This is a genomic window from Plantactinospora sp. CNZ321 (genome assembly GCF_004217235.1).
The window spans coordinates 1261342-1287179 of record NZ_SHKQ01000001.1; the positions used below are offsets into that span (position 1 = coordinate 1261342).

General features: G+C 71.1%; 23 protein-coding genes and 1 riboswitch. Of the genes, 15 read left to right on the forward strand and 8 right to left on the reverse strand.

What is annotated here, in order from left to right; all coding sequences use genetic code 11:
* Nucleotides 1-16 precede the first annotated feature (16 nt).
* Complete coding sequence (locus tag EV371_RS05485; RefSeq protein ID WP_130461089.1) at nucleotides 17-904, reverse strand: DUF1996 domain-containing protein; 888 nt, start codon at nucleotides 902-904, stop codon at nucleotides 17-19.
* Between the two features lie 268 nt (nucleotides 905-1172).
* Here EV371_RS05485 and ligA point away from each other — a divergent pair, with 268 nt between their 5' ends.
* Nucleotides 1173-3635: an NAD-dependent DNA ligase LigA gene (ligA, locus tag EV371_RS05490; RefSeq protein WP_486484491.1), complete on the forward strand. Its 2463-nt coding sequence runs from the start codon at nucleotides 1173-1175 to the stop codon at nucleotides 3633-3635.
* Between the two features lie 31 nt (nucleotides 3636-3666).
* Here the strand turns inward: ligA and EV371_RS05495 are convergent, their stop codons facing one another.
* Nucleotides 3667-4452, reverse strand: coding sequence for a putative protein N(5)-glutamine methyltransferase (locus EV371_RS05495; protein ID WP_130461090.1), 786 nt, complete (start codon nucleotides 4450-4452; stop codon nucleotides 3667-3669).
* 350 nt (nucleotides 4453-4802) lie between these two features.
* On the opposite strand from EV371_RS05495, the gene EV371_RS05500 reads away from it, so the two are divergent.
* Nucleotides 4803-6038, forward strand: coding sequence for a sodium:proton exchanger (locus EV371_RS05500; RefSeq protein ID WP_486484492.1), 1236 nt, complete (start codon nucleotides 4803-4805; stop codon nucleotides 6036-6038).
* Between the two features lie 386 nt (nucleotides 6039-6424).
* Here EV371_RS05500 and EV371_RS05505 read toward each other — a convergent pair whose 3' ends face one another.
* Nucleotides 6425-7657, reverse strand: coding sequence for a cytochrome P450 (locus tag EV371_RS05505; protein WP_130461092.1), 1233 nt, complete (start codon nucleotides 7655-7657; stop codon nucleotides 6425-6427).
* Nucleotides 7658-7898: 241 nt separating this feature from the next.
* Between EV371_RS05505 and EV371_RS05510 the strand changes: the two genes are divergently transcribed.
* Genes EV371_RS05510 through EV371_RS05525 form a run of 4 tightly spaced genes read left to right on the forward strand, consistent with a single transcriptional unit; the run spans nucleotide 7899 to nucleotide 10200 of the window.
* Nucleotides 7899-8285, forward strand: coding sequence for a YbaB/EbfC family nucleoid-associated protein (locus EV371_RS05510; protein ID WP_165436614.1), 387 nt, complete (start codon nucleotides 7899-7901; stop codon nucleotides 8283-8285).
* On the forward strand, nucleotides 8282-8593 hold the full coding sequence (locus tag EV371_RS05515; RefSeq protein ID WP_130461094.1) for a hypothetical protein: 312 nt from the start codon (nucleotides 8282-8284) through the stop codon (nucleotides 8591-8593). Before EV371_RS05510 ends, EV371_RS05515 begins: the two co-directional genes overlap by 4 nt.
* Nucleotides 8590-9594 (forward strand): hypothetical protein, encoded by a 1005-nt coding sequence (locus EV371_RS05520; RefSeq protein WP_130461095.1) that lies wholly within the window; start codon nucleotides 8590-8592, stop codon nucleotides 9592-9594. Before EV371_RS05515 ends, EV371_RS05520 begins: the two co-directional genes overlap by 4 nt.
* A gap of 12 nt (nucleotides 9595-9606) precedes the next feature.
* Entirely contained in the window at nucleotides 9607-10200 is a 594-nt protein-coding gene (locus EV371_RS05525; protein ID WP_130461096.1) for a DUF6346 domain-containing protein, read from the forward strand.
* A 24-nt stretch (nucleotides 10201-10224) separates the two neighbouring features.
* Here EV371_RS05525 and rph read toward each other — a convergent pair whose 3' ends face one another.
* Nucleotides 10225-12861, reverse strand: a complete 2637-nt coding sequence (gene rph / locus EV371_RS05530) for a rifamycin-inactivating phosphotransferase (RefSeq protein ID WP_130461097.1) — start codon at nucleotides 12859-12861, stop codon at nucleotides 10225-10227.
* 312 nt (nucleotides 12862-13173) lie between these two features.
* Nucleotides 13174-13389: riboswitch (cobalamin riboswitch) on the forward strand.
* Between the two features lie 113 nt (nucleotides 13390-13502).
* On the opposite strand from rph, the gene metE reads away from it, so the two are divergent.
* Nucleotides 13503-15740: a 5-methyltetrahydropteroyltriglutamate--homocysteine S-methyltransferase gene (metE, locus tag EV371_RS05535; RefSeq protein ID WP_130461098.1), complete on the forward strand. Its 2238-nt coding sequence runs from the start codon at nucleotides 13503-13505 to the stop codon at nucleotides 15738-15740.
* A gap of 150 nt (nucleotides 15741-15890) precedes the next feature.
* Here metE and EV371_RS05540 read toward each other — a convergent pair whose 3' ends face one another.
* A complete protein-coding gene (locus EV371_RS05540) occupies nucleotides 15891-16544 on the reverse strand; it encodes a class I SAM-dependent methyltransferase (RefSeq protein WP_130461099.1) in 654 nt (217 codons plus the stop codon).
* Between the two features lie 77 nt (nucleotides 16545-16621).
* Here EV371_RS05540 and EV371_RS05545 point away from each other — a divergent pair, with 77 nt between their 5' ends.
* From EV371_RS05545 to EV371_RS05560, 4 genes are all read left to right on the forward strand, one after another.
* The gene (locus EV371_RS05545) at nucleotides 16622-17116 is read left to right on the forward strand and encodes a MarR family transcriptional regulator (protein ID WP_130461100.1); all 495 of its coding nucleotides are present in this window, start codon (nucleotides 16622-16624) and stop codon (nucleotides 17114-17116) included.
* Nucleotides 17117-17210: 94 nt separating this feature from the next.
* Entirely contained in the window at nucleotides 17211-17687 is a 477-nt protein-coding gene (locus EV371_RS05550) for a VOC family protein (RefSeq protein WP_130461101.1), read from the forward strand.
* Between the two features lie 15 nt (nucleotides 17688-17702).
* Nucleotides 17703-18041, forward strand: a complete 339-nt coding sequence (locus tag EV371_RS05555) for a YciI family protein (RefSeq protein ID WP_130461102.1) — start codon at nucleotides 17703-17705, stop codon at nucleotides 18039-18041.
* Nucleotides 18041-19231 (forward strand): sigma-70 family RNA polymerase sigma factor, encoded by a 1191-nt coding sequence (locus tag EV371_RS05560; RefSeq protein ID WP_130461103.1) that lies wholly within the window; start codon nucleotides 18041-18043, stop codon nucleotides 19229-19231. The genes EV371_RS05555 and EV371_RS05560 overlap by 1 nt, the downstream gene beginning before the upstream one ends.
* Nucleotides 19232-19344: 113 nt before the next feature.
* Here the strand turns inward: EV371_RS05560 and EV371_RS05565 are convergent, their stop codons facing one another.
* The 3 genes from EV371_RS05565 to EV371_RS05575 form a co-directional block, all read right to left on the reverse strand.
* Nucleotides 19345-19800 (reverse strand): DUF6069 family protein, encoded by a 456-nt coding sequence (locus EV371_RS05565; RefSeq protein WP_130461104.1) that lies wholly within the window; start codon nucleotides 19798-19800, stop codon nucleotides 19345-19347.
* Between the two features lie 126 nt (nucleotides 19801-19926).
* Nucleotides 19927-20928: an RNA polymerase subunit sigma-70 gene (locus EV371_RS05570; RefSeq protein ID WP_486484493.1), complete on the reverse strand. Its 1002-nt coding sequence runs from the start codon at nucleotides 20926-20928 to the stop codon at nucleotides 19927-19929.
* 60 nt (nucleotides 20929-20988) lie between these two features.
* On the reverse strand, nucleotides 20989-21480 hold the full coding sequence (locus tag EV371_RS05575) for a universal stress protein (RefSeq protein ID WP_165436615.1): 492 nt from the start codon (nucleotides 21478-21480) through the stop codon (nucleotides 20989-20991).
* Nucleotides 21481-21702: 222 nt separating this feature from the next.
* Here EV371_RS05575 and EV371_RS05580 point away from each other — a divergent pair, with 222 nt between their 5' ends.
* The 4 genes from EV371_RS05580 to EV371_RS34110 all read left to right on the forward strand — a co-directional run bounded on the left by EV371_RS05580 (nucleotide 21703) and on the right by EV371_RS34110 (nucleotide 25831).
* The gene (locus tag EV371_RS05580; protein WP_130461107.1) at nucleotides 21703-22380 is read left to right on the forward strand and encodes a CBS domain-containing protein; all 678 of its coding nucleotides are present in this window, start codon (nucleotides 21703-21705) and stop codon (nucleotides 22378-22380) included.
* 248 nt (nucleotides 22381-22628) lie between these two features.
* A complete protein-coding gene (locus EV371_RS05585; protein ID WP_207230409.1) occupies nucleotides 22629-23795 on the forward strand; it encodes an FAD-dependent monooxygenase in 1167 nt (388 codons plus the stop codon).
* Nucleotides 23796-23870: 75 nt separating this feature from the next.
* Nucleotides 23871-25294, forward strand: a protein-coding gene (locus EV371_RS05595; RefSeq protein ID WP_486484910.1) for an IS3 family transposase whose coding sequence is annotated in 2 segments (ribosomal slippage) — nucleotides 23871-24222 and nucleotides 24222-25294 — 1425 coding nt in all. Because the reading frame shifts where the segments join, the coding sequence is not laid out codon by codon here.
* A gap of 21 nt (nucleotides 25295-25315) precedes the next feature.
* A complete protein-coding gene (locus EV371_RS34110; RefSeq protein ID WP_486484494.1) occupies nucleotides 25316-25831 on the forward strand; it encodes an aromatic-ring hydroxylase C-terminal domain-containing protein in 516 nt (171 codons plus the stop codon).
* The last annotated feature ends 7 nt before the right edge of the window (nucleotides 25832-25838 follow it).

Sequence of the window (25838 nt, forward strand, 5' to 3'; positions counted from 1 at the left end):
CCGCGGAACCCGACGGTCAGCTCGGACGGCCGTCCGCACCGCACTTGATCACGGGACGGATGCAGTCCCGGACCCGGCGCAGCATCTCGGCCTCCGGCCAGGCGTTGAAGAAGTCACCGTGCATGGTGAACCCACCACCGGAGGCGAGCCGGAACCGGGCCGGGTTGCCGTTCACCGGGTAGCGCAGCACCTGGCGCAGCTTCGGTACCGCGACCGGGTGGCTGGACGGGCAGGCCTGGTTGACCGGGTACGCCATGTGGCTCTTGTGGTCGGGCGAGTCGAGGTCGCGGCCGTTCCAGCACTGCGGAAAGTCGAGGTACGACTCCAGCATCGTCCCGGCCGGACAGGTGACGAAGTCCTTGGACGCCCCGACGTGCCCGGCGTGCAGGCAGGACCACCGGGAGATCGTGGTCGAGTCCGGGCCGGTGGCGCGGGCGTTGCCGGCCACGATCCGCAGGCCGAGCGGCAGCGGCTGGGTGTTGGCGACGATGTCGCTGCGGACGCCCTCGCCGAGGTAGTAGAACGTGACGATGGCCGGCTCCACCGGGACGTTGTCGGCGTACAGGGTGGGCACCCAGTAGGAGGAGACGTCGACCCGGGGGTTGCAGGTGGTGTTGGAGTTCAGCAGGTCGGCGAGGTTGGTGTAGGCGTTGGTGCTCGTCGCGCCGAAGAAGCTGTGCATGTGCGAGGCGCCGGGCAGGCCCGGGTAGATGATCGGATCGTCCGGCAGCCGGTGGCTGTACGGACAGTCGGCGAGGAACTCGGCCACCCGGACGATCCGGGCCTCGGCCGGTTCCGCCCGCTCGATCACGGCGTAGCCGCCGAGCAGTACGAGCAGGGCGCCGAAGAGCGTCACGATCCTCAGCCGGCGGCGCGGCGGGTGCAGGGGTGCGGCCCTATCCATGTGGGCACTCCTTGCTGGTGAGCGGCCAGCGAGGGCTCCGGCACCGCCGCCGAAGGCGTCGGAGCCACTGGCCAGACTGGTGGTGGTCTGTCCTTGTTCGAAGCGCGAGAGAGCGCTCTCTCTCCCCAGCTTGAGACCGCCGTCGAAGGTTGTCAATACCTTGCGGAAACCGCTTCTCGCCGGAGCCGCGAGCCCGGGGAGGGCGGTTCGTCGTACCCGGTCTCTAGGCTGAACGCCGAGCGTGCGGGCCTGACGGGAGGGGGACTTCGTGGCGTACGAGGCAGTGGTGACGGCGACCGACGACCGGCGGCCCGAGCAGCCGGGCGGGTCCGCGATCGAGCCAATCGAGCCGACGGTCGAGCCGACGGTCGAGCCAATCGAGCCGACGGTCGAGCCGATCGAGCCGGCGGGCGAGTCGATCGAGCCGGCGGGCGTGCCGGCCGTCGCGTCGGCGATCGATCCCGTCGCACCGGTGGTGGACGCCGCGCTCGCCGAGCCCTTCCCGGACCGTCCGGCCTACCAGGCGGCGATCGCCGAGATCCGGGCGGCAGCGGCCGCCTACTACAACGGCGCGGACCTGGCGATGGACGACGCGACCTACGACGCGCTGATGGCCCGGGTCGTCGCGACCGAGGCCGCCCGACCGGCCTGGAAGACCGACGACTCACCGAGCGACCTGGTGGCGGCCGGCGCCGGGCTGGTCGGCGACGTCGTGCACAGCGTCCCGATGCTGAGCCTCGACAACGTCTTCGGCGAGGCGGAGTTGGCCCGCTGGGCGGCCCGACTCGACAAGCTGCTCGGCCGTCCCGCCGCCGGCTACACCGTGGAACCCAAGATCGACGGGCTGGCCATCGCCGCCCGCTACGTGGACGGTCGGCTCACCCAGGTCGCCACCCGGGGCGACGGGCTGGCCGGCGAAGACGTCACGCCGCAGGCACGGCGGGCGGCCGGCCTGCCGGAGCAGCTCGCCGAGCCGCTGACCGTGGAAGTCCGCGGCGAGGTCTACATGACAGACGACGACTTCGCCAAGGCCCAGGAGATGCGTACCGGGCACGGCGAGCCCGCCTTCGCGCATCCGCGCAGCGCCGCCGCGGGAACGCTCCGGGCCCAGGACCGGGCGTACGACGCGCCGCTCTCCTTCCTCGCCTACGCGGTGCACGGCACCGACGGCACGGCCGAGCCCCGCCCGCACTCGGCCACCATGGCGTACGTCGAGAGCCTCGGTGTCGCCACCACCGCCGGTTCGCCGGTCGGGATGCCGCTCTGCACCACCATCGAGGAGGTGCTGGCGGTGGTGGAGTCGCTCTACAACCGCCGGGGCGAGCTGGGCTTCGGCATCGACGGTGCGGTGATCAAGGCTGACCACCCGGCCGACCGTGAGCTGGCCGGGTCGGGCACCCGGGCCCCCCGCTGGGGGGTCGCCTACAAGTTCCCCGCCGACACCCGCACCACCACGTTGCTCTCGATCGAGGTGCAGGTCGGCCGGACCGGAGTGATCACCCCGGTCGCCGTACTCGCACCGGTGCAGGTCGGTGGGGTGACCGTCACCTCGGCCACCCTGCACAACTTCGACGACCTGGTCCGGCGCAACGTCCGGGCCGGCGACACCGTATTCGTCCGGCGGGCCGGTGACGTGATCCCCGAGATCACCGGCGCCAAACTCGACGAGCGGCCGGCGGATTCCACCGCGTACGAGCCGCCGACCCGGTGCCCGCGCTGCGACGGCGAGATCGACCGCTCGCAGAAACGCTGGCGCTGCACACAGGGCCGGGCCTGCGGTGCCCGCGAGTCGCTCTCCTACTATGCGGCCCGGGACTCGATGGACATCGAGGGACTGGGCAGCAAGATCATCGACCTGCTGGTCGGCGCCGGCATGGTCACCGATCCGGCCGACCTCTACGACCTCGAACCCGCCGCGCTGGCCACGCTGGAGCGGCTCGGCGAGACCTCCGCCCGCAAACTCGTCGCCAACATCGAGGCGTCGAAGCGGCAGCCGCTCTCCCGAGTCCTCACCGGCCTCGGCGTACGGATGACCGGCCGGTCGATGTCCCGCCGGCTCGCCCGGCACTTCGGCAGCATGGATGCGCTGCTCGCCGCCTCCGTGACCGACCTGCAGGAGGTCGAGGGCGTCGGACCGGAGCGGGCCGTCACGATCGCGGCCGAGCTGGTCGAACTGGCCCCGGTCGTCGAGAGGCTCGCCGCACGCAGGGTCAACATGACCGAGCCGGGCGTCCCCGGCCAAACCGCCACCGCCACCGGCGACGACCCGGACGTGCCGGCGGCGTCGGCGCTGCCGCTGCGCCGGCCGGACGGCAGCCCGATGACCGTCGTGGTCACCGGTTCCGTTCCGGGCCTGACCCGCAACGAGGGCAACGAGGCGGTCGAACGGCTCGGCGGCAAGTCGTCGGGCTCGGTCTCCAAGCGGACCGATCTGGTGGTGGTTGGCGAGGGCGCCGGCAGCAAGGCCGACAAGGCCGTCGACCTCGGTGTCCGGGTGATGCCGGCGGAGCGGTTCGCCGAGTTGCTCGCCGCGCACACCGCCGGGGACGCGACCACGATCGCCGAGATCCTGGCCCAGCCGGACCGCGAAGTGGGGCAGGACCGCGAGGCGGACCGCGCACCGTCGACGGACCGCGCGGTGGGGCACGACCCCGAGGTGGGGCACGACCGCGCGGTGGGGCGGGAGCCGGAGGCGGAGAGCGAGGCGGAACCGGCGTCTCCGGTCGGCTGAACCCGGGCGGCGCCACCATCTCCGGTGGGGGTCAGTGGCGGCCGATCACCACGGTCGCCGAGAGTTCCTCGTCGCTGACCACCGTCGGGACGAGACCAGCCCGGTCGAACACGACCGCGGCGACCTCCGCCTGCTCCAGGCTGGTCTCCACGAGCAGGTGGCCGCCGGGGGCGAGCCAGTCCGGGGCTCCGGACGCCACCCGGCGCAGTACGTCAAGGCCGTCTGGCCCCCCGTCCAGCGCCACCAGCGGCTCGTGCAGCCGTGCCTCCGGCGGCAACAGGCCGACCGCCTCGCTCGGCACGTACGGCACGTTCGCCACCAGGACGTCGATCCGGCCACGCAGCCGTAACGGCAGCGGCCGGTACAGGTCTCCGGCGTACACCCGGCCGCCGAGCGTGCCGAGATTGCGCCGGGCACAGCGGACGGCGGCCGGCTCGATGTCGACCGCGTACAGCGCGATGTCGCCGACCGACGCCGCGACCGCCAGCCCGAGCGCACCGCAGCCGCAGGCCAGATCCAGCACCGTCGCCCCCGACCGGGCCAGGGCGGCGGCCCGGCGGACCAGCAGTTCGGTTCGGCGGCGCGGCACGAAGACCCCCGGGTCGACGGCGACCCGCAGTCCGCAGAAGTCGACCCAGCCGAGGACGTGTTCCAGCGGTAGGCCGGAGACCCGCCGCTCGACCATGGCGAGCAGTTCGGCCGGACTCCGCGCGGCGGTACTCAGGAGTTCGGCCTCGTCCTCCGCGAAGACGCAGCCGACGGCCCGGAGCCGACGGACGACGTCCGTGTGGTCCGGTGTGGAGGCGGGAGATGACACGTACGACCCTTCGGAACGCCTGCCGGCGCCTCCCGGCTAACGCTGCCCGACCTGCCCCGACGAGGTCACCGGGCCGCCGGATGGGAGCACCCGGCCGATCGACACGGGAATCGGTCCCACCTCCTCGGGTCGTGACGGCTGAGGCTCAACGTACCCGTTCCGAAGCGGCTCCGTGCGGGCCGGGCCGAACGGCGACGGCGGTCTCGGCGGGTCCCCGCCGTCCCGCTCGCGGGCATGGCGCCGGCCGGCCTGGCCGGACCAGCGCCCGCCAACCCGATATTGGCAGTTCTGCCCCTGCCGTCCCCGCTCGTCCGGCAGGCTCGATCCCAGGCGGGGGTGGCGACGTGCGGGTGGGACTCGATGTCACGGTGTCCGCCCGGGGCGTGGCGACCCGGGTCGGTCTCGCCGTGCTGGCGGCGGCCCCGGCCGTCGCCATGCGACTGGCCGGCGTCCACCTGCCGGCACTGGCCGGGATGGCGGTCTTCGGGGTGGCGGTCCTGTCGGCGGTCGCCCTGCTGATGTGGGCCTCCGAGGTGACCCGGGTCGACCTGCCGGGCAGCCTGGCGCTCGCGCTGCTCGCCCTGGTCGCGGTGCTTCCGGAGTACGCGATCGACATCTACTTCGCCTTTGCCGCCGGCTCCGATCCGGAGTTCGCGGCCTTCGCCCTGGCGAACATGACCGGAGCCAACCGGCTGCTGATCGGGGTCGCCTGGCCGCTGCTGGTCCTCGCCGCCATCTGGGCGGTACGTCGGCGCGGGCAACGCGGCGACCGGAACGGCGTGAGTCTCGCCCCGCACCGCCGTATCGAGACGATCTACCTGCTGATGGCCACCGTCTACGCCCTGGTGATCCCGTTGACCGGCCGGCTGGCCTGGTACGACAGCATCGTCCTCGGCGCCCTGTTCGCGCTCTACCTCGCCCGGATCGGGCGTACCCCGCATCGCGAGGAGGCGCTGGTCGGGGTGGCCGCCGCCCTGGCCCGCCAGCCGGCGAGGCGCCGCCGGCTGACCGCCGCCGCACTCTTCGGTACGGCGGCGGTGGTGATCCTCAGTGCCGCCGAGCCGTTCGGCAAATCCCTCGTCGAGGCCGGTTCGGCGCTCGGCATCGACCGGTTCCTGCTCGTCCAGTGGCTCGCCCCGGTCGCTTCCGAGGCTCCCGAGGTGATAGTGGCGATCACCTTCGCGCTGCGCGGCCGGGCCGACGACGGGCTGGGCGCGCTGCTGGCGGCGAAGCTCAACCAGTGGACCCTGCTGATCGCCTGCCTGCCGATCGCCTTCTACCTCGGCGGTGGCGAGTTCGCCGGGCTGGAGATCGACGCGCGGCAGACCGAGGAGCTCTACCTGACCGCCGCGCAGACCCTGCTCGGCGTCGCCGTCCTGGCCGATCTGCGGATCTCCCGGGTCGAGGCGGCGCTGCTCTTCCTGCTCTTCGCGGTGCAGTTCGCCCTGCCCACCCAGGCGGTCCGGTACGGCGTCGCGGTCGCGTATGCGGTGCTGGCCGGAATCCTGCTGGCCCGACACCGCCGGGAGCTGCCCGCGCTGGCCCGGGCCAGCCTGCCGACCGGCGGCGTCCGCCGGAAAGCCTGAAAACACCCGGGTACGGCCCGGGCAGGGATCCGCCCGGGCCGTACCCCGAGTTCGGCTACAGGTAGCCCTTGGCCTCCTGCTTGGCGACCATCGGTTCGGCTCCCTTGCCCATCTTCTTCAATGCCTCCCGCAGCTGCTGCTCGCTCATCTTCGAGCTGCCCTGGATGCCCGCCTCGTGAGCGCGTTGGCGCAGGTCATGAAGTTCGTCCCGACCAGCCATCTCAAGCCTCCCAGTTTCGCCGACGAGGGCGCCGCAGCCGGCCCCATCCTGCACGCTGGCTTCCCCCGGTCGTCGCCGCCAAACCGTCCGACGGCCCCGGGCGGTGCCCCGGCCCGGCCCGCCGAACCTGCGGCGTTCCGTTCCGGGACCGGCGGTGACCGGACGGTCAGCCCCGGAGGAGGACGAAGCCGCTGCGCGGCCGGGTCGGTACCCGGCCCAGCGGAATCCCCAGATCCTGCTCCGGTACCTGGTAGTCGAGGTTGGCCAGCCGACCACTGAGGGTGGCCAGCAGCGCCACCGTGGTCGTCTCACCGGGACAGCGGTGGCCGGTACCGGGATCGCCACCGCCCTGCGGCACCAACTCGAACGCGCCGATCTCCCGACCGAGGAACCGCTCCGGGTCGAAGACGTACGGGTCCGGCCACAGTTGCGGGTCATGGTCCTGGCCGTACAGGTCGAGCAGCACCAGCGTGCCGGCCGGTACGGGTACGTCCTGCCAGGCGAGGTCCCGCACCGCGTGACCGGCGACGAAGGGCGCAAACGGGTAGAAGCGGCGTACCTCGTGCCCGAACGCCGCGATGTGGTCCGGGCTGCCGATGCGGAGCCGGGCCCGAATCTCCGGCCAGCGGTTCAGGGCGTGCGCCGCGAACGTGACGAACCAGCAGACCGCCACCGTCGGCCGGACCAGGTTGAGGATCTCCACCGCCGCGAGCCGCGAGTCGAGCGGCTGACCGTCGGCGTCCCGGTGGCGGACGATCACGTCGAAGGCCGACCCGGCGTCGACGTTCCGCCGCCCCTGCCGGGCCTGGTCGACCAGCTCGGCCAGCCAGCGCTCCCGCCGGGTCCGCGCCTGCCGGGCGCGCCAGTGCCGGGGCCCGAGGGTGCCGAAGCCGTCCACCATCGCCACCATGTCGGCGGCCGCCCCGGCGACGTCCGGCTCGGCCAGCGGCACACCGACCCACCGGCAGACGGCCCGGACGAGGACCCGGCTGGCCTCGTCGAAGAGTACGACCGGCTGCCAGGATGGCCAGCGGGCGACCGTCTCGTCCCAGGCGGTGCCGGCGTACCGCTGGAGGGTGTCGATCGCCTCGGCGGTGAGCAGCGATGTGAAGATCGTCTTGCGGTGCCGGTGGGCGGCGCCGTCCAGGGTGTGCACCGCACGCCGACCGATGAGGGTGTCCAGCACCGGCCCCGGGATCGCCCCGTGCCGTCGGACGTGCGCCTCGTCGTAGAAGAACCGGGCGGCCTCCGGGCCGCACAACCCCACCGCCCGGTGCCCGAGCAGCCGGGTCTGGACGGTCTCCGCCCGCTGCCGGCGGCGGAGGTTGGGCAGCCAGCCGTAGCCCTCGACGGCCAGCCGCAGCGTGTTGTCGACGAGGAAATCGGGACGCGGAGGCATTTGCCGTTCATGCCCCGGCACACCGCGACTAAACTCCGCGCGGCTTCCCGGCGATGCCCCGAATACCGCAGGCGGCGCCGCTGGCCGGGACGGAGGGACATGCCGCCTCCGTGGGCTCGGGTCGGTCGATTCCATGGCCGCACGGCCCCACCGGGCCGGCCGATGATCTACGGATCTCGATGGGATCTCGTACTCGCGAGAATTGTCTAAACTACCCGCGACAGCCACCGAGGGAGGACTTGTGCCGGGGGATCCGGAAGGCATGCTCGTCGACTGGCAGCGACGGGTGGAACAGCAGACTGCGCTCACCACCGAGCTGAGCCAGCGCATGGAGCAGAACAGGGCCACGGTGGAGTCCCGGGGTGGCGAGGCCGTCGTGACCGTCGACTCGTCGGGAGGCATGGCGGAGCTTCGTCTCAACGACCGGGCGATGCGCCTCTCCCCGGACGAACTCGCGTCGGTCATCCTCGACACCAGCCGGCGCGCCCAGGCGAAGATGGCGCAGCAGATGGTGTCCGTGGTGAGCAGCCTCTACGGCGCCGGATCCGAGACCGCTGCCTTCATCGGTGGCGCATACACCAGTCAGTTCCCGGAACCCCCCGAGGACGAGGAGCGCGACCAGCGATGAGCGACATCAGGCTGTCAACCGGCGAGGTCCGCAAACATGCCCGGATGGTGGAGGAGGCCGGCCGGATGTACGGGGAGGCCGCCGCCGGTGCCGAGTACGTCGACCTGCACGACGAGGCGTACGGCATCCTCTGCAGCCCGCTGTTCCTGCCGTACATCAATCCGCTGCAGAGCTTCGCGCTGACGGAGATCCGCAACGGGGCCGACGCCACCACGCACCTGGCGGAACTGCTCCAGGCCCTGGCCGACAACGTCGACATCACCGACGGCGCGGCGGCGACCCGAATCAAGGAGGCGGGTAACCGATGACCACCGCTGCGATTGCCGGCCGGGCCTCCCTCATCGCGCCCGAGGGCGAGACGAAGGCGTGGGAGGGCGCCGGCATCTTCGAGTCGGCCTGCGGCGTGACGGACAGCATCTCGAACGGGAACTGGCTCGGCGTCGCCGGCAACGGTGTGGCCGTCGGCCTCTCCGCGATCGGCGCGATCATGGACCCGCTGCAGGCGGTCTTCGCCGCCGGTGTCGGTTGGCTCATGGAGCACGTCAGCTTCCTGCGGGAACCGCTGGACAAGCTCGCCGGAGACCCGAAGGCGATCGAGGGTCACGCCCAGACCTGGTACAACATCGAGCGCCGCATCTACGAGGCCACCGACTTCTTCGTCGCGCAGGTCAACAGCAGCACCGCCGAGTGGACCTCGCAGGCAGCGGCGGCGTACCGGCAACGCGCCCGGGGGCATGCCGAGTCGGTGCAGGCGCTCGGCAAGATCGCCGACGCCATGGCCAAGGCGACCACGGTCGTCGGCGCGATGGTCGGCGTCATCCGGAACACGATCCGGGACATCGTGGCCGAGGTCGTCGGCGCGTGCATCTCCAAGGCCCTGCAGGCGCTCACCGTGGTGCTGATCCCCAAGGTCGCCGCCGAGGTCGCCATCCTCGTGGGCAAGACCAGCAGCAAGATCCTCAGCCTGCTGCAGCGCCTGTTCCAGGCGATCAAGCAGATTGGTGCGCTGACCAGCAAGTGTGACGGCATCCTCCAGCAGATCGGCCAGGCCAGCCGCAACACGCTGCGTCTCGAGGCGTTCCGTCTCCAGGCGGTCGGTGAGGCCGGGGGAAGTGGCCTCAGCGGCTTCCGGGGAGCGTTCAACACGATCGGGCAGGGCCATACCGCCGTGCACGGCACCGTCGGCCAGGTCATCGAGAACACGGGACGCAGCGCGAGCCAGACGAACGGCTCGCAGAACGCTGGGCAGGCCGGCGATACGCTACGGGGCGACAACCCGAGCCCCAGGCCGATCGAACTTCCGCTCTGACGGAGGACTCCCATGGAACCGCTGGACGACCGGGTCGCCAGGCGCCTCGCCGAGATCAAGGAACAGGAGCGCGGACTCGACCGCGAGGAGGCCGCGCGGGCCGCCGAGAAGGCGGACCCCGGGGCGGCGGTGGTGCAACGGCGCAAGGGCAGCGGTCTCCGGTCGTTCCTCTTCCTCACCGGAATACTCGTCCTGGCGGCCGGCCTGCTCGGCACCGCGGTGACCCTGAGCAGGCTGGCCGGCAAGGACTTCTCCGACGCCCGGCGCGAGGGTCAGGCGACCGTCGGCCGCTGCGTCGAGCACGGCCCGCTCAGCACCCGCGGCTTCGGCTACTGGCAGGCCTGCGAGGTCGACATCACCTGGGACGACGGTCAGCGCGAGGAGGTCACCGCCGGGGTCGTCTTCGACTCCGCCGACACCGGCACCACGGTTCGGGTCGGGGACCTGGGCCGGGATCGCACCACCCGGCTACTGGCCCGAGCCGACGTCGAGGCCCGCCCGTGGCTGCGGTGGATCGGTTACGCGGTCGGGTTCCTCGCGTTGCTGCCCACCTTCGTGGGTGTGCTGCTGCTGCGCGAGGTGCTGCGGTTCCGCCGGAGCAGGTAGTCGTCGCGACCGCGCCCACCACCGTCACGGGAGAATCTCGACGTACCCGTCGGTTCCGTGCACGCGGATGCGACGGCCGTCGGGGATCAGCCGGGTGGCGTCCAGTACGCCGACGACGGCCGGCAGGCCGTACTCCCGGGCGATCACCGCGCCGTGCGTCATCAGTCCGCCGACCTCCGTCACCAGGCCGGTGATGGCGACGAACAGGGGTGTCCAGCTCGGGTCGGTGTAGGTCGTGACGAGGATGTCGCCGGGTTCGAGATCGGCCTGCGCCATGTCCAGGACGACGCGGGCCCGCCCTTCGACGGTCCCGGCGGAGACCGGCAGGCCGACCAGCGCGCCGGCCGGCGCGTCGCCCCGGCGGTACGCCCCGGTGACGATCTCGCCATCCGAGGTGAGTACCCGGGGCGGCGTCAACGCCTGATATGACCTGAAGGCCTCCTTGCGGCGGCGGATGAGCTGCTCATCAACCGCCCGGGTACGCAGCACCTCGTGGAGTTCCTGGATCGTCAGGTAGAAGATGTCCTCCCTGTCGCGGATCACCCGGGCGTGCACCAGGCGCTCGGCCTCCTCCAGCAGCGCCCGCTTGTACGCGGAGATCCGGCAGACCATGCCGTACTTCGGATACTCCCGGTACCCGGTGAAAACCCGGGCCCGCTCGATCATGCGCCTGGTCTCCTCGGCCTTCCGTTCGCCGTCCGGCAGGGCACGCAGGCGCTCCAGCACCTCCCGCTCCTTCTTCGCCGCCTCCTGCCTGCCCTGCTCGAAGCGCCGTTCGCCGGCTCCCGGCTCGAAGTTCCTGACGTTGCCGAGGATCATCGGCACGAGTGTGGCGGGGCGTTCGCTCCACCGCGGCCGGGTGATGTCGATCTCGCCGACGCAGCGCATGCCGTACCTGTCGAGCCAGTTCTCGATGGCCTTCCGCGCTTCCCGGCCGCCCGCGAACTCCGCCATCCCGGCCAGGAAGCCGTCGTCGTTCTCCTCGGCCACCCGTTGCAGGAACGCCACCAGGTCCGGATGTGGGCGGATCGCGTCCGCGACGTCCAGCAGCGCCAGCCCCATCTCCGAGGTGATGTTGTGCGGGACGGACTGGGTGAGCGTGTCGGCGACGTTCTTCTCACCCAGCCACGCCGCAAGTTGATCGTTGAGCCACCAGACGGCCGTCATCCCCGCCATGATGGCCTGGTTGCTCCGCGGATCGAAGAGGACCCGCTTCAGCTCCTGGATGTCCGCCAGGATGAAATCGAGTAGCGCCGGCCCGGACCTCGTCCGTATGTCGCGGCTCAGGGCGGCGAGGGAGTTCTTGGTACGCGTGATCAGCGCAACGACGACGGCCGGATCGGACTCGACCGGGGGTGGCCGGTCACCAACCGGCGGCGCACCGGACCCCTGGTCCGGCAGCGGAGAGATACCGGGCCCCTGGTCCGGCGGCGGAGGGATGAGGTCGCCGCGCTCGACGACGCTCCGCAGCGCGTCACCGATCAACGGCTCGGCCCGTCCCATGCCCTCCAGGAACCCGGGGCGGGTCCCCGGCGACGCCAGCTCGCGGGTGACGTCGACGAACAGCCGCCCGCCGGCCTCGTACATCGGCCTGCCCGCCACCAGCTGAAAGACGGAGAGCCCCAGCGGCTTCATGGCGTCGGTCATCATCTGCTGATGGCCGACGGAGACGTAGACGTGCCTGTCGTCGTCCCCGACCGCCGGGATCGGAAACAGCGTGGTGATCGGCCGACTCTGGACGATCTGGAACTCGTCGTCGACCAGGCACCACTCGATGTCCTGTGGGTGGCCGAAGTGCGCCTCGATCCGCCGGCCCAGCCGTACGAGCCGCAGGACCTGCGTGTCTGTCAGTGCCGGCTGCTCCTGCCGTTGCGGGTCGACCGCCATCACCCGGGTGCCGCCGTCCGGCGAGGCGTGCACGGCACGCTGCTTGCCGGCGACCGCCCTGGCGACGATCTCGCCATCGCGCACCTTGAACACGTCCGGGTTCACCAGGCCGGAGACCAGGGCCTCGCCGAGACCGAACCCGGCCTCCACGGAGGCGACCCGGCGGCTGGACGTGACCGGGTCGGCGGTGAAGAGGATGCCCGCCGCCCGGGGGAAGACCATCTGCTGTACGACCACGGCCATCTCGACCCCACGGTGGTCGATGCCGTTGCGCTGGCGGTAGGTCGCGGCCCGCTCGGTGAACAGCGAGGCCCAGCACCGGGTGACGTGCCGGAGGACCTCGGTCCGGCCTACGACGTTCAGGTAGCTGTCCTGCTGGCCGGCGAAGGAGGCCGTCGGCAGGTCCTCCGCCGTCGCGCTGGATCGGACGGCGTACCCGGCCTGCTCGCCGACCCTGTCCAGGGCGCGAGTGATCGCCGTCGCGAGATCGCCGGGGATGGCGATCCCTTCGATGGTCCGGCGGAGCTCCGCGCTGAGGGTGCGGACCGCCTCCCGGTCGTCCGGGTCGAGCTGCGACAGCCGGTCCAGCTGATCGTTCATCGACGGCGCTTCCGCCGCGATCCGCCGGAAGGCCGCCGTCGTCACGCAGAAGCCCGCCGGCACGCGGACACCGTCGATCCGGGACAGCTCGCCCAGGTGCGCGCCCTTGCCGCCGACGGCGGCCACCCGTGTCTGGTCAACCTCTTTCAGGTCCAACACGTACTGCTCGATCATGCGACACCTCCGGGGCAGCCGTGGGTGGTCGCACTGCACATTTCCGCAGGTTACGACCTCGGCCGACGATTCTGCGCCATGACCGGGGTCTTGCCGCAAGGCCCCCACTCCGCTATATGTTGAGAGTGGCGGGGAGCGGCATCCGCACCCGCTCGATCCGAGATTGGATCGGTTCGGGGTTCCTCGGCTCGGAGTCCCTCGGCTCGGAGTCCCTCCAATCACCGTCTGCGACGGTTCCGACGTGCTACCACCACCGACGTGTCACCACCACCGGCGCTTCCGGCGTCGAGCGGATCTCGTCGTCGAGCCCGTACGATGGCCGGTGGTGCTGGTTCGCCCCGCTCGCGAGGTCGGGGCGTCGTAAGAGGGAACCCGGTGTGAGACCGGGACTGCCCCGCAGCGGTGAGTGGGAACGACCGCCGTCATCGGAGCACTGGACCGACCTCGGTCTGGGAAGCGACGGCCAGTAGGCGACCATCCGTGGTCACGCCCGCGAGTCCGAAGACCTGCCCGCACCGCGCACACCGCCGGTGTGCGCCGTCGGCGGCCCCCCGGGAGGGCCGGGGCGGAAGCCGGTGCCCCACCGTGCCCTCCCCGCCACCGGGTGTCCGTCGGACGCTTCGAGGGAAGGAGCCTGTCAGGTGAGTACCGCATTCGGGCAGAGCACAGTACTCGGCTATCCGCGTATCGGCGCGGACCGGGAGTTGAAGAGGGCCGTCGAGGCCTACTGGGCCGGAGGGATCGACGCCGCCGCGCTGGAGGAGACGGCGGCGGGCCTGCGGGCCGAGGTGTGGCAGACGCTGCGTAACGCCCGGCTGGACGCCGTCCCGTCAAACACCTTCTCCTACTACGACCACGTGCTCGACACCGCCGTCGCCGTCGGCGCGGTCCCGGACCGGTTCCGCCGGCTCGGACTCTCCGAACTGGACACCTACTTCGCGATGGCGCGCGGTGTCGACGCCGAGCCCGCGCTGGAGCTGACGAAGTGGTTCGGCACCAATTACCACTACCTGGTGCCGGAGATCGACCCCGACACGGTCTTCACCGCCGATCCCGGCAAGGCGCTGCGCGAGTACGCCGAAGCCGCCGCCCTGGGCCTGCGCACCCGTCCGGTACTGGTCGGACCGGCCACGTTCCTGCTGCTGGCCAAGGGTGTCGACCCGTTCGCCCGGCTCGACGACCTGGTCGAGGCGTACGCCGAGATCCTCGGCGCGCTGGCCGGAGCCGGCGTCGGCTGGGTGCAACTGGACGAGCCCGCATACGTCGCCGACCGCAGCCCGGTGGAGATCGACGCGCTGCGGCGCGCGTACACCCGGCTCGGTGAGCTCGCACACCGGCCGGCGATCTTCGTCGCCAGCTACTTCGGTGAACTCGGCGACGCACTGCCCGCGCTGCTGGAAACCCCGGTCGAGGCGATCGGGCTGGACCTGGTCGCCGGGCCGGGCAACCTGGAACGGCTCGCCGCCGCCGGTCCGCTGCGCGGCAAGACCATCGTGGCCGGGCTGGTCGACGGGCACAACATCTGGCGTACTGACCTGCGCTCGGCGGTGGTCACCGGGGCGACCGTCGCCGGGCTGGCCGACCATGTCGCCGTATCCTCGTCCTGCTCGCTGCTGCACGTGCCGGTCGACCTCTCCGTCGAGACCGGCCTCGACCCGGAGCTGCACGCCCGGCTCGCGTTCGCCCGGCAGAAGGTCGACGAGGTGGTGCTGCTCGGCCGGGCCCTGCGCGACGGCTCCGCGCACCTGCCCGCACCGCTGCCGCCCGTCCCGGCGACGTGGCGCCACGACGGCGTTCGGGCCCGGCTTGCCGGGCTGCGCCCACAGGACCGGCAGCGGGGCGACTACGCCTCCCGGGCCGACCGCCAGCAGCGGCGGCTGAACCTGCCGGAGTTGCCGACCACCACCATCGGCTCGTTTCCGCAGACCGCCGAGCTGCGCAAGGCCCGCGCGGAGCTACGCGCCGGCACTCTCGACCAGGCCGGTTACACCGGGCGGATGCGTGCCGAGGTCGAGCGGGTCATCCGGCTCCAGGAGGATCTCGAGCTGGACGTGCTGGTGCACGGTGAACCGGAGCGCAACGACATGGTGCAGTACTTCGGCGAGCAGCTCGACGGGTTCGCCGCCACCGAACACGGCTGGGTCCAGTCGTACGGCTCCCGCTGCGTCCGGCCCCCGATCATCTACGGCGACGTCGCCCGTCGGGCACCGATGACCGTCGGTTGGTCGACCTACGCCCAGTCGCTGACGAGCAAGCCGGTCAAGGGAATGCTCACCGGTCCGGTCACGATCCTGGCCTGGTCGTTCGTCCGCACCGACCAACCTCTCGCCGACACGGCCGACCAGGTCGCGCTCGCGCTGCGCGACGAGTGCCACGACCTGGAGGTCGCCGGGATCAGGGTGATCCAGGTCGACGAGCCGGCCCTGCGGGAAACCCTGCCGCTGCGCCGGGCCGACCAGCAGGCGTACCTGGACTGGGCTGTCGGCGCGTTCCGGCTGGCGACCAGCGGCGTCGCCGACGACACCCAGATGCACACCCACCTCTGCTACTCCGAGTTCGGCGAGGTGATCACCGCGATCGACGCTCTCGACGCCGACGTGACGAGCATCGAGGCGTCCCGTTCCAAGATGGAGGTCCTCGACGACCTCGCCGCGATCGGCTACCGCCGGGGTGTCGGCCCGGGGGTGTGGGACATCCACTCACCGCGGGTGCCGCCCCGGGACGAGGTGGTCGAGGCGCTGCGCAGGGCCGTCGCGGCCGTGCCCGCGCACCGGCTCTGGGTCAACCCGGACTGCGGGCTGAAGACCCGTGGCTACCCCGAGGTCGAGGCGTCACTGCGCCACCTCGTCGCGGCCGCCGCCGAGGTCCGCGGAGACTGACGGCACCACGCCGGGCGGACTCCCGGTCGGGGTCCGCCCGGCGTGCCGCGCAGTGACGCTGCGCCAGGTCCGGCGGCGTGGGAGGGCGCAGGATGCGTACCCGGGCCGGTTCTCCCTCGGTGACCGGCGGCTGCGTCGGGGTGCCGACGCTCACCGTGGGTCGCCGATCGGCTTGACGGCGCGGCCCCGGATGTGGGGTGCGGCGGGGCTGCTCGGGCCGGTCGACGGGAACCGGAACCGGTGTAGGTCCTGGATGGCGAACCCGGCGGCGGTGATCGCGGCGGCGGTGTCCCGGCCGGTGCGACAGCCGGCGAACAGCAGCGGCCACAGCGTCGCGTCGGCCAGCCGCTGCATCCGACGCATGCCACCCGGATGCTCGGCGGCGACGTGCTCGAAGAAGCGCACCTCACCTCCTGGACGCAGCACCCGACGAAGCTCCAGGAGGGCCGCCGCCTGGTCGGGCACCGTGCAGAGCACGAGCGCGACGACGGCGGCGTCGAACTCGCCGTCGCCGCCCGGCAGCGCCGCCGCCAGGCCGTCGACCACGGTGACCCGAACCGGTGCTGTCCGCGCCGTCGTGGTCGCGCTCCTGCGCAGGTGGGGTTCGGGTTCGACGGCGACGACCTCGGTCACCTCGGGCGGGTAGTGGGCGAACATCCGTCCGTTGCCGGCGCCGACCTCGATGACCCGCCCGGACAGTCCGGTGACCAGGTCCCGGCGGTGGTCGGCGCCACCTGCACGGTCCATGACCACGCTGAGCCGTTCGTAGACCCGTGCGAACACCGGATGGGATACCGCTGGCATTGCCGACCTCCTGGCCCCGGGCCGGCAAGCGACAACCTGCCAGCGATCCGCTATCTTCATGGGGGAGGATATACATAGTGAATGGCATACACAATGTTTCGGTGCCGGACTGCGGCACGTTCACCGGCGCTCTCGAACGGGTCTTCGCCTTCGCCGTGACCGTCGAGCACTACATGCAGGCCGGTCTGGCCGCCCGTGGTCTGACCCGGGCCCGGGCGACCGTCATCTGGCACCTGCACCGGCAGGGCCCCGCCACCCAGCAGCAACTGGCCCGCACGATCGGGGTGACGGCCCGCAACATCACCGCACTCGTCGACGGGCTCGCCGAAGCGGGCTTTGTCCGCCGCGACCCGCACCCCGACGACCGTCGCGCCGTCCTCGTCCGACTCACCGACGCCGGCGAGGCCGTCACGGCGCAGCTCACCGCCGATTACCAGGCCGGCTCGGCGCGGTTGTTCACCGGTCTGCCGCCCGAGCAGGTCCGGCAGTTCCTCGCGATGATGGAGACGGTTGCCACCCGACTGTCGGCGAACCAACCCACGGGGGCGGCGACCACGTCGAAAATATGTTGACCGGTCTGTCGTATCGGGCGCCACGCAGGTCGTCTGCCTAATGAACGACCCGAGCCGCCAACACCGCGCAGGCTATACGCAACCGAGGAGCGACATGTCGACACCACCCGGACCCAACCCGATTCCCGACACGTACCGCCGGATCACCCCTTGCCTGGTCGTCCAGGGCGCCGCCAAGGCGCTGGACTTCTACGCGGCCGTCTTCGGTGCCACCGAACGGATGCGTTTCCCCGGCCCGGACGGCAGCGTCGCGCACGCCGAGATCGAGATCGGCGACGCCGTCGTCATCGTCGAGGACGAGGACCCGCAGCGCGGCACCACCGCACCGCCCGCCGGCGGGCTGGCCGGCACCCCGGTGTTCCAGTTCATCTACGTCGAGGATGTCGACGCCGTCGTTGCCAACGCCGTCGAGCGCGGTGCGACGCTGCACCGGGCACCGACGAACCAGTTCTACGGCGACCGGGACGCCTTCATCGTCGACCCGTTCGGGCACGCCTGGACCGTCGCCAGCCACGTCGAGGACGTCAGCCCGGAGGAGATGGCCCGGCGGATGACCGAGCTGTTCCAGTAGGAGACGAGGGCAACCATGAAGTACGTGCTGATGTTCGTCGAGACCGAACAGTTCGCCGCCGACCTCGCCGCCATGGACGAACCGGAGCGGGATCGCGCCTACGGCCGCGTCCAGCAGTGGTTCGCCGACCACAGCGACAAGATCACCCACCATCGGCACCTGCTGCCGGCCGAGACCGCGACCACCGTACGCCTCGGCAGTGGCGATCCGATGATCACCGACGGACCGTTCGTCGAAGGCAAGGAGGTCGTCTCCGGCTACGCCGAGATCGAGGTCGCCGACCTCGACGAGGCCCTGCGAATGGCGAAGTCGTGGCCCGCCTGCCCGCTCGTGGAGATCCGCCCGATCGCCTAATGACCGAACCGTCGCATGCCGAGCTGGCCCGCGTGGTGCGCGACCACGCGGGCCGGCTCGCCGCCGCCCTCGTGTCACTGGTCGGCGACTTCTCCGCCGCCGAAGACCTGGTCCAGGACGCCGTCGAAGCGGCACTGGCCCACTGGCCCCACGACGGCATCCCGGACCGGCCCGACGCCTGGCTCTACACCGTCGCCCGTCGGCGTGGCCTTGACCGCCTGCGCCGGGACCGCCGCGAGCAGACCAAACTCGCGCTGGTCGCCTGGCCGGCCGAACCGGAGCCGGACGACCGGTTACGGCTGATGTTCACCTGCTGCCACCCGGCGCTACCCCGCGCCGCGCAGGTCGCACTGACCCTGCGGGTGGTGTGCGGACTCACCACCGCCCAGATCGCCAAGGCGTTCCTCGTGCCCGAGACCACCGTCGCCCAGCGGATCACCCGGGCGAAAAGGAAAATAGGTGACGCCGGTATCCCCTACCGGATCCCCGACCCCGACGAACTCGCCGGCCGCCTCAACGAGGTCCTGGCGGTGATCTACCTGCTCTTCAACGAGGGGTACCTACCCAGCGACGCGAACCACAGCCGCTTCCACGACCTCACCGACGACGCCGAGTTCCTCGCCACCCTGCTGCACCAACTGATGCCGACCGAACCCGAGGTTCTCGGACTACTTGCCCTCATCCGCCTGCACCGGGCCCGAGCCGCGGCCCGGTTCACCCCGACCGGCGAGATCGTCCAGCTACCCGACCAGGACCGCACCCTGTGGGACCACGACGCGATCGACGAGGCAGCGCGCCTGATCGCCCGCGCCGCCGCCCTCAGAAGGCCCGGCCCGTACCAGTTGCAGGCGGCGATCGTCGCCTGCCACGCCGAAGCCACACACTGGGCCGAAACCGACTGGTCCCAGATCGTCGTCCTCTACGACATGCTGCTGCACCTCGCCCCGTCACCGGTCACCGCGCTCCACCGCGCCATCGCCGTACACCACATCACCGGTCCGGCCGCCGCCCTCGCCGAACTCGACAACCTCGCCGCGGAACTCGACGACTACCACCTCTTCCACGCCACCCGCGCCGAGCTGCTCCGCGACCTCGGCCAGCACGACCTGGCGCGAGCCGCCGACGAACGGGCCCTGCAACTCACCGCCAACCCAGCCGAACAACACCTGCTGCGCCAGCGCCTCGAATAGCCCGGACCTCGGCAGTTGGCAGCTGGCTACCGGGTTTCGAGTGCCTGATGGGGCAGGAAAAGGGCGTGGTCGGTTCACCGGAGAACGGGATGAACCGACATCGCCCGAGGTGCTCAACGCCATCCAGGCTCACGGCTCCACGCCAGGGTGGGGATCATCACCGCCGCCGGGACGAGATGTAGCCCGACCAGCGCGGTGGTGGTGCCGAAGTTGGCCCCGGAGAGGAGGGGCGGAGCCATCGAGATCGCGGTCAGCGACACAGCGATCCACCCGAATCGACCAACGGGACGAGCGCTCCAACGTAGGAGAACGGCGGCGATGACGATGCCCACGACCGCGAAGAAGCAGGTCAGCACGGCGATCCCGGCCAACGGGATCGTCTCGCCGCCATCGGGGACCTCGAAATCGACGCCGACAGCCCGGGCAAGCGCTGCGGCGAGGGTGGTGGCCACCGTCGCGGCGAGCGTGGCGACGAAGCCGGTGACGGCGAGCCTACGGAGCCGGTGGGCGTAGCGCGGCTGGCCCGATGCCGGGCCAGCGACGACCACGATGTCATCTCTGCTGTTCATGTCGTTCCTCCCCCATTCGGTACCTGGCGTACGGGTCTGTCGACTGGCAGGTGACGATCGTGGCCGGAGAGTGCCGATGCACACCCTCCACACGCCACCGCCGCGACGCGCGGGTCCACACCGGGGCTACTCCGTGCCGTCCGCCGGCAGCCGCTCCGGCAGCCCGAGCCGCGGGAACTGGTCGTCGTGGAACGTGACGATCTCGGTGATCGCCCCGCCGGTGACGCGGAGGACGTCGATCGTCAACGGCAGGTACCCGCCCTCTCGATTCCGCCAGAGGTAGAAGGCGACGGCAGGCTGCCGGTTCACGGAGGTGAGGACGGCACGCAGCTGCTTCATCTCCCCGAAGCCGCTTTCGATCCAGTCGTTCACCACCGCGTCACGGCCGACGTACAGCCCCGGGGTCGGCGGCATCGAGCAGCGGACGTCGTGCCGCAGCAGTGCGGCGAGCCCGTCGATGTCCGTGGCCACACTGGCGTCGGTGTACCGGCGCACCAGCTCGCGCGTCCCGGTGTCCTGTTCGCTGCCGGTCCAGTCCTGCCGCTCGGCGGGCAGGTGCTCCCGCATGCCGGCACGGGCCCGTTGCAGCGCGCTGTTCACGGAGTTGACGGAGTCTCCGAGGAGTTCCGCGACGTCCTTGGCCGGCCAGCCGAGCACGTCCCGCAGGATCAGCACGGCCCGCGGGCGCGGCGCGAGGTGCTGGACCGCGACCAGGTACGCCAGCTCGATCGTCTCCCGAGCGACGGTGACGGTTTCCGGCTCGTCCGCGTCGCCGGCGGGCAGCTCGTCGAGAAGCCGGTCCGGGTAGGGCTGCAGCCACAGCACCTCGCCACCGGTCGCCGGCGCCGGGCGGCACTTGGCGAGCAGGTCCAGGCAGGCGTTGGTGGCGATCCGGTACAGCCAGGCCCGAAACGTCGACCGCCCCTCGAAGGTTTCCCGGCGGCGCCAGGCACGGAGGAACGTTTCCTGCACGGTGTCCTCGGCGTCCTCGAATGATCCGAGCATCCGGTAGCAGTGCACGTGCAACTCCCGGCGGTGCCGCTCCACCAGCCCCGAGAACGCCGGCTCGTCGACCTCGCCCAGCCCGCCCACGCCCAGTTCCTCCAGTCGGGTGTCAACAGTCATCACGTCATCCTTCCGCCTCGTCGTGTCCGTCGTAGGTGTGACGGGTACGGGCGGGAGAACTCATCACTCCCGGACGACTGGACCTCCGGCGACCGCAAGGAGCCGCAGAATCCCGGCGCTGCCGACAGCGACCACCGGCGGCACCGGCCGGCCGCGGGTTCGGCCAGCGGCCAGCCGGGCCTCGACGCGTGCGCCGACGCTGGCCCGGCTCGGGCGGCCGGGACGGCTGGCACCGACGACCACCAGGTCGGCCCGGGCCGCCGCGTGACACAGCGCGGTGACCGGGTCGGAGAGAACCAACTCGCGCAGTATCGGTGGATGATGTCCGACAGCGGCTGCCGCCGCGGCGATCTGACCCTGTTGAGTGCGGATCAGCGCGAGTCGGTCCGGCCGGAGGGCGTTCCGTCGCCGGCTGACGTCGCGTGCCGCGTCCGGCCACGCCGTCACGACCAGTACCGCCGCCGACCGTCGCGCTGCCAGCCGGATGGCCCAGGCCAGCGCGTCCCGCGCGCCTGCCGAGCCGTTGAGACCGACGGCGATCCGGTGTGTCGCCATCGGGGTCTCCAATCCGTCATCGGCAATCTGTGGTGTGACGCACCACGCTCTCTGCTGGTCTGCGTCCAGCACAGCCGACCGTGGCCCGTCCGGGCAGGGCCGGTACGCCTCTCCGGGTGGGTCCATCGGCCCTGCCCCGGCACGCTGTGGCGGTCCTAGCGTGAGGTGATACCGGAAGGTCTACCGCAGACGTCCGGGTCTCCGCCAAGGAGGTAGATGGTGATGAGACAGTGGCAGGTGGGCGACGTCATGACCACGGACGTCGTCACGGTCCGTTCGGAGACGCCCTACCGGGTGATCGTCGACCTGCTCACGGCACGCGGTATCAGCGCCGTGCCGGTCATCGATGACTTTGACCGGGTGCAGGGCGTGGTCTCCGAATCCGATCTACTGGCCAAGGTCGAGCTGACCGGTCGACCAGAGCCGAGGGTCTTCGTCAGCCGCCGACACCGGACGGCCCGATCGCACGCTGCCGCGTCCGAGGCGGAGCAGCTGATGTCCACGCCGGCCATCACCGTGACCCCCACGACGCCGCTGGCCACCGCCGCCAAACTCCTGGACGAGGAGCACGTCAAGCGGCTGCCGGTGGTCGACGAACTCGGCCGGCTGAAGGGCATCGTCTCCCGCCGGGACCTGTTGAAGGTGTACCTACGCCCGGACGCCGACATCCGGGCGGACGTCATCGACGAGGTGCTCCGTCGGGTATTGACCACCGAAGAGGGGCTGATCCAGGTCGCGGTGCGGGACGGTGTGGTGACGCTCGATGGCGGGGTGGATCGCCGCAGCACCGCCCAGATCGCGGTGCGTCTCGCCTACGGGGTGCCGGGCGTCGTGCAGGTCACGGACCGGCTGGTGTACACCTTCGACGACACCCAACTCGCGACGAGCATGATCGCGTGATCCCGGCACGACGCGGCCGGACCCGACCTTCCCCGGGCCCGGCCGCAACACTCTGACGCGCACCCACATCCCTGCGCGCGAAGCGGTACATCGGGTCCGAACGACTCACCGGGGCCAGCTACGCCCAGAACGACCAGATCAAGCGGATCTCCTCCTGGGCTGCGGTCCTCTTCGCGTCGACGCTCGTCGGCACCTCCTGGTGTACGACGGGCCGGGCCGAAAGTCCTGGGGCGGATAGCGTTGTGGACGTGAGCAACGAGGATCTGGGTCACGTCGGGTCAGATATCGACGTGCTGGTCGTGGGGGCCGGTCCAACCGGTCTGGCCCTGGCGGCGCAGTTGCGTGCCTTCGGCGCCCGGGTGCGGATCATCGATCGCCAGGTCGACCGCGTGCATGAGTCCCGCGCGCTGGCGATCCAACCCCGAACCCTGGAGGTCCTCGACGGCCTCGGCGTCACCCCCGAACTCATCAGGCGTGGCAACCAGACGGTCCGGCTGCAGATGCACTTCAATGACCGGATTCTGCCGGTACCACTGTTCGACATCGGGACCACCGACACCGCATACCCGTACCTGTTGTTCCTGTCCCAGGCCGAAACGGAGCGCGTCCTCGGTGAGCATCTCGACGCCGCCGGGATCCCCGTGCAACGAGGCGCCGCCCTCACCGCCCTGGATGAGGCCGAGGACACCGTCGTCTGCACTGTCCGGCACGCGGACGGGCAGGACGAGCAGGTCCGGGCCAGTTACGTGGTCGGCTGCGATGGTGCCCACAGTACGGTGCGTCGACTGGCCGACATCGCCTTTCGCGGCGCCGTCTACCCGCAGACGTTCGTCCTGGCCGACCTCGAAGTCGACGGCATAGAGCCCGGCGCGGCGCACGTGTTCGTCTCCCCGCGCGGAATGCTGTTCTTCTTCCCCCTCGCCGCCCCGGCAAGCTGGCGGATGCTGGCGATGCGGCCCCGTACGGACTCCAGTCCACCCGATCAGCAGGTCACCCTCGACCAGGTGCAGGCCCTCAGCGACACCTACACCGCCGGCCGGCTCAGACTTTATGATCCGCTCTGGATGACCAATTTCCGGCTGCACAACCGGGGCGCCGCCAGGTACCGCTCCGGACGCCTGTTCCTGGCCGGCGACGCCGCCCACATCCACAGCCCTGCCGGCGCGCAGGGCATGAACACCGGCATCCAGGACGCGGTCAATCTCGGTTGGAAACTCGCCTTCGTAGTCCGCGGCGTGGCCACACCCGGGTTGCTGGACACCTACGAGACTGAGCGTGCCCCCGTGGGGCGTGCTGTGCTGCGCTTCACCGACCGGGCCTTCACGGTCGCCACCTCCACCAACCCGATCCTGCGACAGCTGCGTGCCCGGCTGGTTCCTCGCATCGCCCCGCCCCTCTCTGCCAGGATCTTGTGAGACACCGGAGAACCGGATTTTCTGAAGTAGGGCGAGACGGGATCATCAACGATCGTGACCTTGAGCATCGCTGACATGGGCATCGGCCTGGGCGAGGATGGGCGGATGAGTTCAGCCTCTTCACCCCGCTCGGATCGGCCGAAGCGTCGGACGTTCACCGCTGAGTACAAGCTGGCGATCGTGGCCGAGTACGACGGCCTGTCCGAGGCCGGCGCGCGGGGTGCGCTGCTGCGCCGGGAGGGGCTGTATCACTCGCACATCATCGAGTGGCGCCGCGCCCGCGACGCGGGAGCCTTGGCGGGGCCGGCGTCCAGGCCGGGCCGGCGGCCGGGCAAGAGCCCGGAGCAGGCGGAGAACGAGCGGCTGCGGCGGGACAACGAACGCCTGCAGGCGGAGCTGGCGCGGACGAAAGCGGCGCTGGACGTGGTGGGAAAAGCACACGCGCTCTTGGGGTTGCTCTCCGAGAGCGCGGAGCCGACACCCGAACGGCGGCGGCGCGGGTGATCGACGACGCGTTCGCCGAACTGGCGCCGTTGACCTCGACCAAGCGAGCCTGCGACCTGCTGGGCAAGTCGCGGGCCACCCACTACCGGCAGGCCAAGCCCGCGGCGGTGAAGGCGCCGCCGGCGCCGCGGCGCAGACCGGCCAACGCACTGTCGGAGGCGGAACAGGCGCAGGTCCTGGCGGTGTTGCGCTCACCCCGTTTCGCCGACAAGGCCCCGGCCCAGATCTGGGCGACCCTGCTCGACGAGGGCACCTACCTGTGCAGCGAGGCGACCATGTACCGGCTGCTGCGCGCCCACGGTGAGGTGCGCGAGCGCCGCCGCCAAGCGGCGCATCCGCCCAGGGTGCGTCCCGAACTGGTCGCCCACGCCCCAAACGAGGTGTGGACCTGGGACATCACCAAACTGCACGGCCCGTACCGGGGCGTCTACTACGACCTGTACGTGATGCTCGACATCTACAGCCGGTACGTCGTCGGCTGGCAGGTCGCGCCACGAGAGTCCGGCGAGTTGGCCGAGGAGTTCATCGCCGACGCGATCGCCCGTATCGGCGCCGCCCCGAAGGCGGTCCACGCCGACCGCGGCACCTCGATGACCTCCAAGCCCGTCGCCGTGCTACTGGCCGACCTCGGCATCGCCCGCAGCCACTCCCGCCCACGAGTATCGAACGACAACCCCTACTCCGAATCGGCGTTCAAGACCCTCAAACACTGCCCGGCGTTCCCGGACCGGTTCGGCTCCATCCACGACGCCCGCGCGTTCTGCCAGGAGTTCTTCACCTACTACAACCACGAACACCGGCACTCCGGCATCGGCCTGCACACCCCGGCATCAGTGCACTTCGGCACTGCCGACCAGGTCCGCCTCCAGCGAGCCGAGGTCCTCAACGCCGCCTACGCGGCCAACCCCAACCGCTTCCCACGGCAGCCCACGCCGCCACCCATCCCCGGCGCTGCCTGGATCAACCAACCACCAGCCGCCACACAAACAATGTGACCAATCCCTGTCTCATTGATCTTGACAGGTTCCGCGCTCGCGCTGCGCATCAAGCCGGCCCGGGCGTACGGATTCCGAGCCATCTCCCAACTGGCCATCCACTACCGGCGCAGCGCAGCCTCGACGGACCAGCCCGGCGCACCCCGGCGCGGCCCCCGGGCCGGGGACCGGCTCCCGGATGCCCCCGTCACCGGCAACACCAGGGCCAACACACTCCACCGCGCCCTTGCCACGCCCACATTCCACCTGCTGCTGTGCGGACCCGACGCATGGCCTATGACCGGCGTCACCGACCTGATCAACCGTTACCGCGGACTCGTCACCACCCATTTCCTCACCCACGACAACAGCGATCCCGCAGCCCTGCACGATCACACCGGCCAAGCCCTGCGCAACCTGGGCCTCGACAACGGCGACAACGCTCAGTACCTGGTCCGGCCAGACGGACACATCGCCTACCGCTCCAGCGGAACAGACCTCACCCGCCTGCACCGCTACCTCGCCCAGTGGCTCGGCACGCAATCCCCAACACCGTGACGGCCGA

Excerpts from the sequence above, each read along its gene's own strand:
- EV371_RS05485 (WP_130461089.1), bottom strand. The coding sequence starts at position 904 with ATGGATAGGGCCGCACCCCTGCACCCGCCGCGCCGCCGGCTGAGGATC.
- EV371_RS05505 (WP_130461092.1), bottom strand. The coding sequence starts at position 7,657 with ATGCCTCCGCGTCCCGATTTCCTCGTCGACAACACGCTGCGGCTGGCC.
- EV371_RS05515 (WP_130461094.1), top strand. The coding sequence starts at position 8,282 with ATGAGCGACATCAGGCTGTCAACCGGCGAGGTCCGCAAACATGCCCGG.
- EV371_RS05520 (WP_130461095.1), top strand. The coding sequence starts at position 8,590 with ATGACCACCGCTGCGATTGCCGGCCGGGCCTCCCTCATCGCGCCCGAG.
- EV371_RS05525 (WP_130461096.1), top strand. The coding sequence starts at position 9,607 with ATGGAACCGCTGGACGACCGGGTCGCCAGGCGCCTCGCCGAGATCAAG.
- rph (WP_130461097.1), bottom strand. The coding sequence starts at position 12,861 with ATGATCGAGCAGTACGTGTTGGACCTGAAAGAGGTTGACCAGACACGG.
- EV371_RS05540 (WP_130461099.1), bottom strand. The coding sequence starts at position 16,544 with ATGCCAGCGGTATCCCATCCGGTGTTCGCACGGGTCTACGAACGGCTC.
- EV371_RS05550 (WP_130461101.1), top strand. The coding sequence starts at position 17,211 with ATGTCGACACCACCCGGACCCAACCCGATTCCCGACACGTACCGCCGG.
- EV371_RS05555 (WP_130461102.1), top strand. The coding sequence starts at position 17,703 with ATGAAGTACGTGCTGATGTTCGTCGAGACCGAACAGTTCGCCGCCGAC.
- EV371_RS05560 (WP_130461103.1), top strand. The coding sequence starts at position 18,041 with ATGACCGAACCGTCGCATGCCGAGCTGGCCCGCGTGGTGCGCGACCAC.
- EV371_RS05565 (WP_130461104.1), bottom strand. The coding sequence starts at position 19,800 with ATGAACAGCAGAGATGACATCGTGGTCGTCGCTGGCCCGGCATCGGGC.
- EV371_RS05575 (WP_165436615.1), bottom strand. The coding sequence starts at position 21,480 with ATGGCGACACACCGGATCGCCGTCGGTCTCAACGGCTCGGCAGGCGCG.
- EV371_RS05580 (WP_130461107.1), top strand. The coding sequence starts at position 21,703 with ATGAGACAGTGGCAGGTGGGCGACGTCATGACCACGGACGTCGTCACG.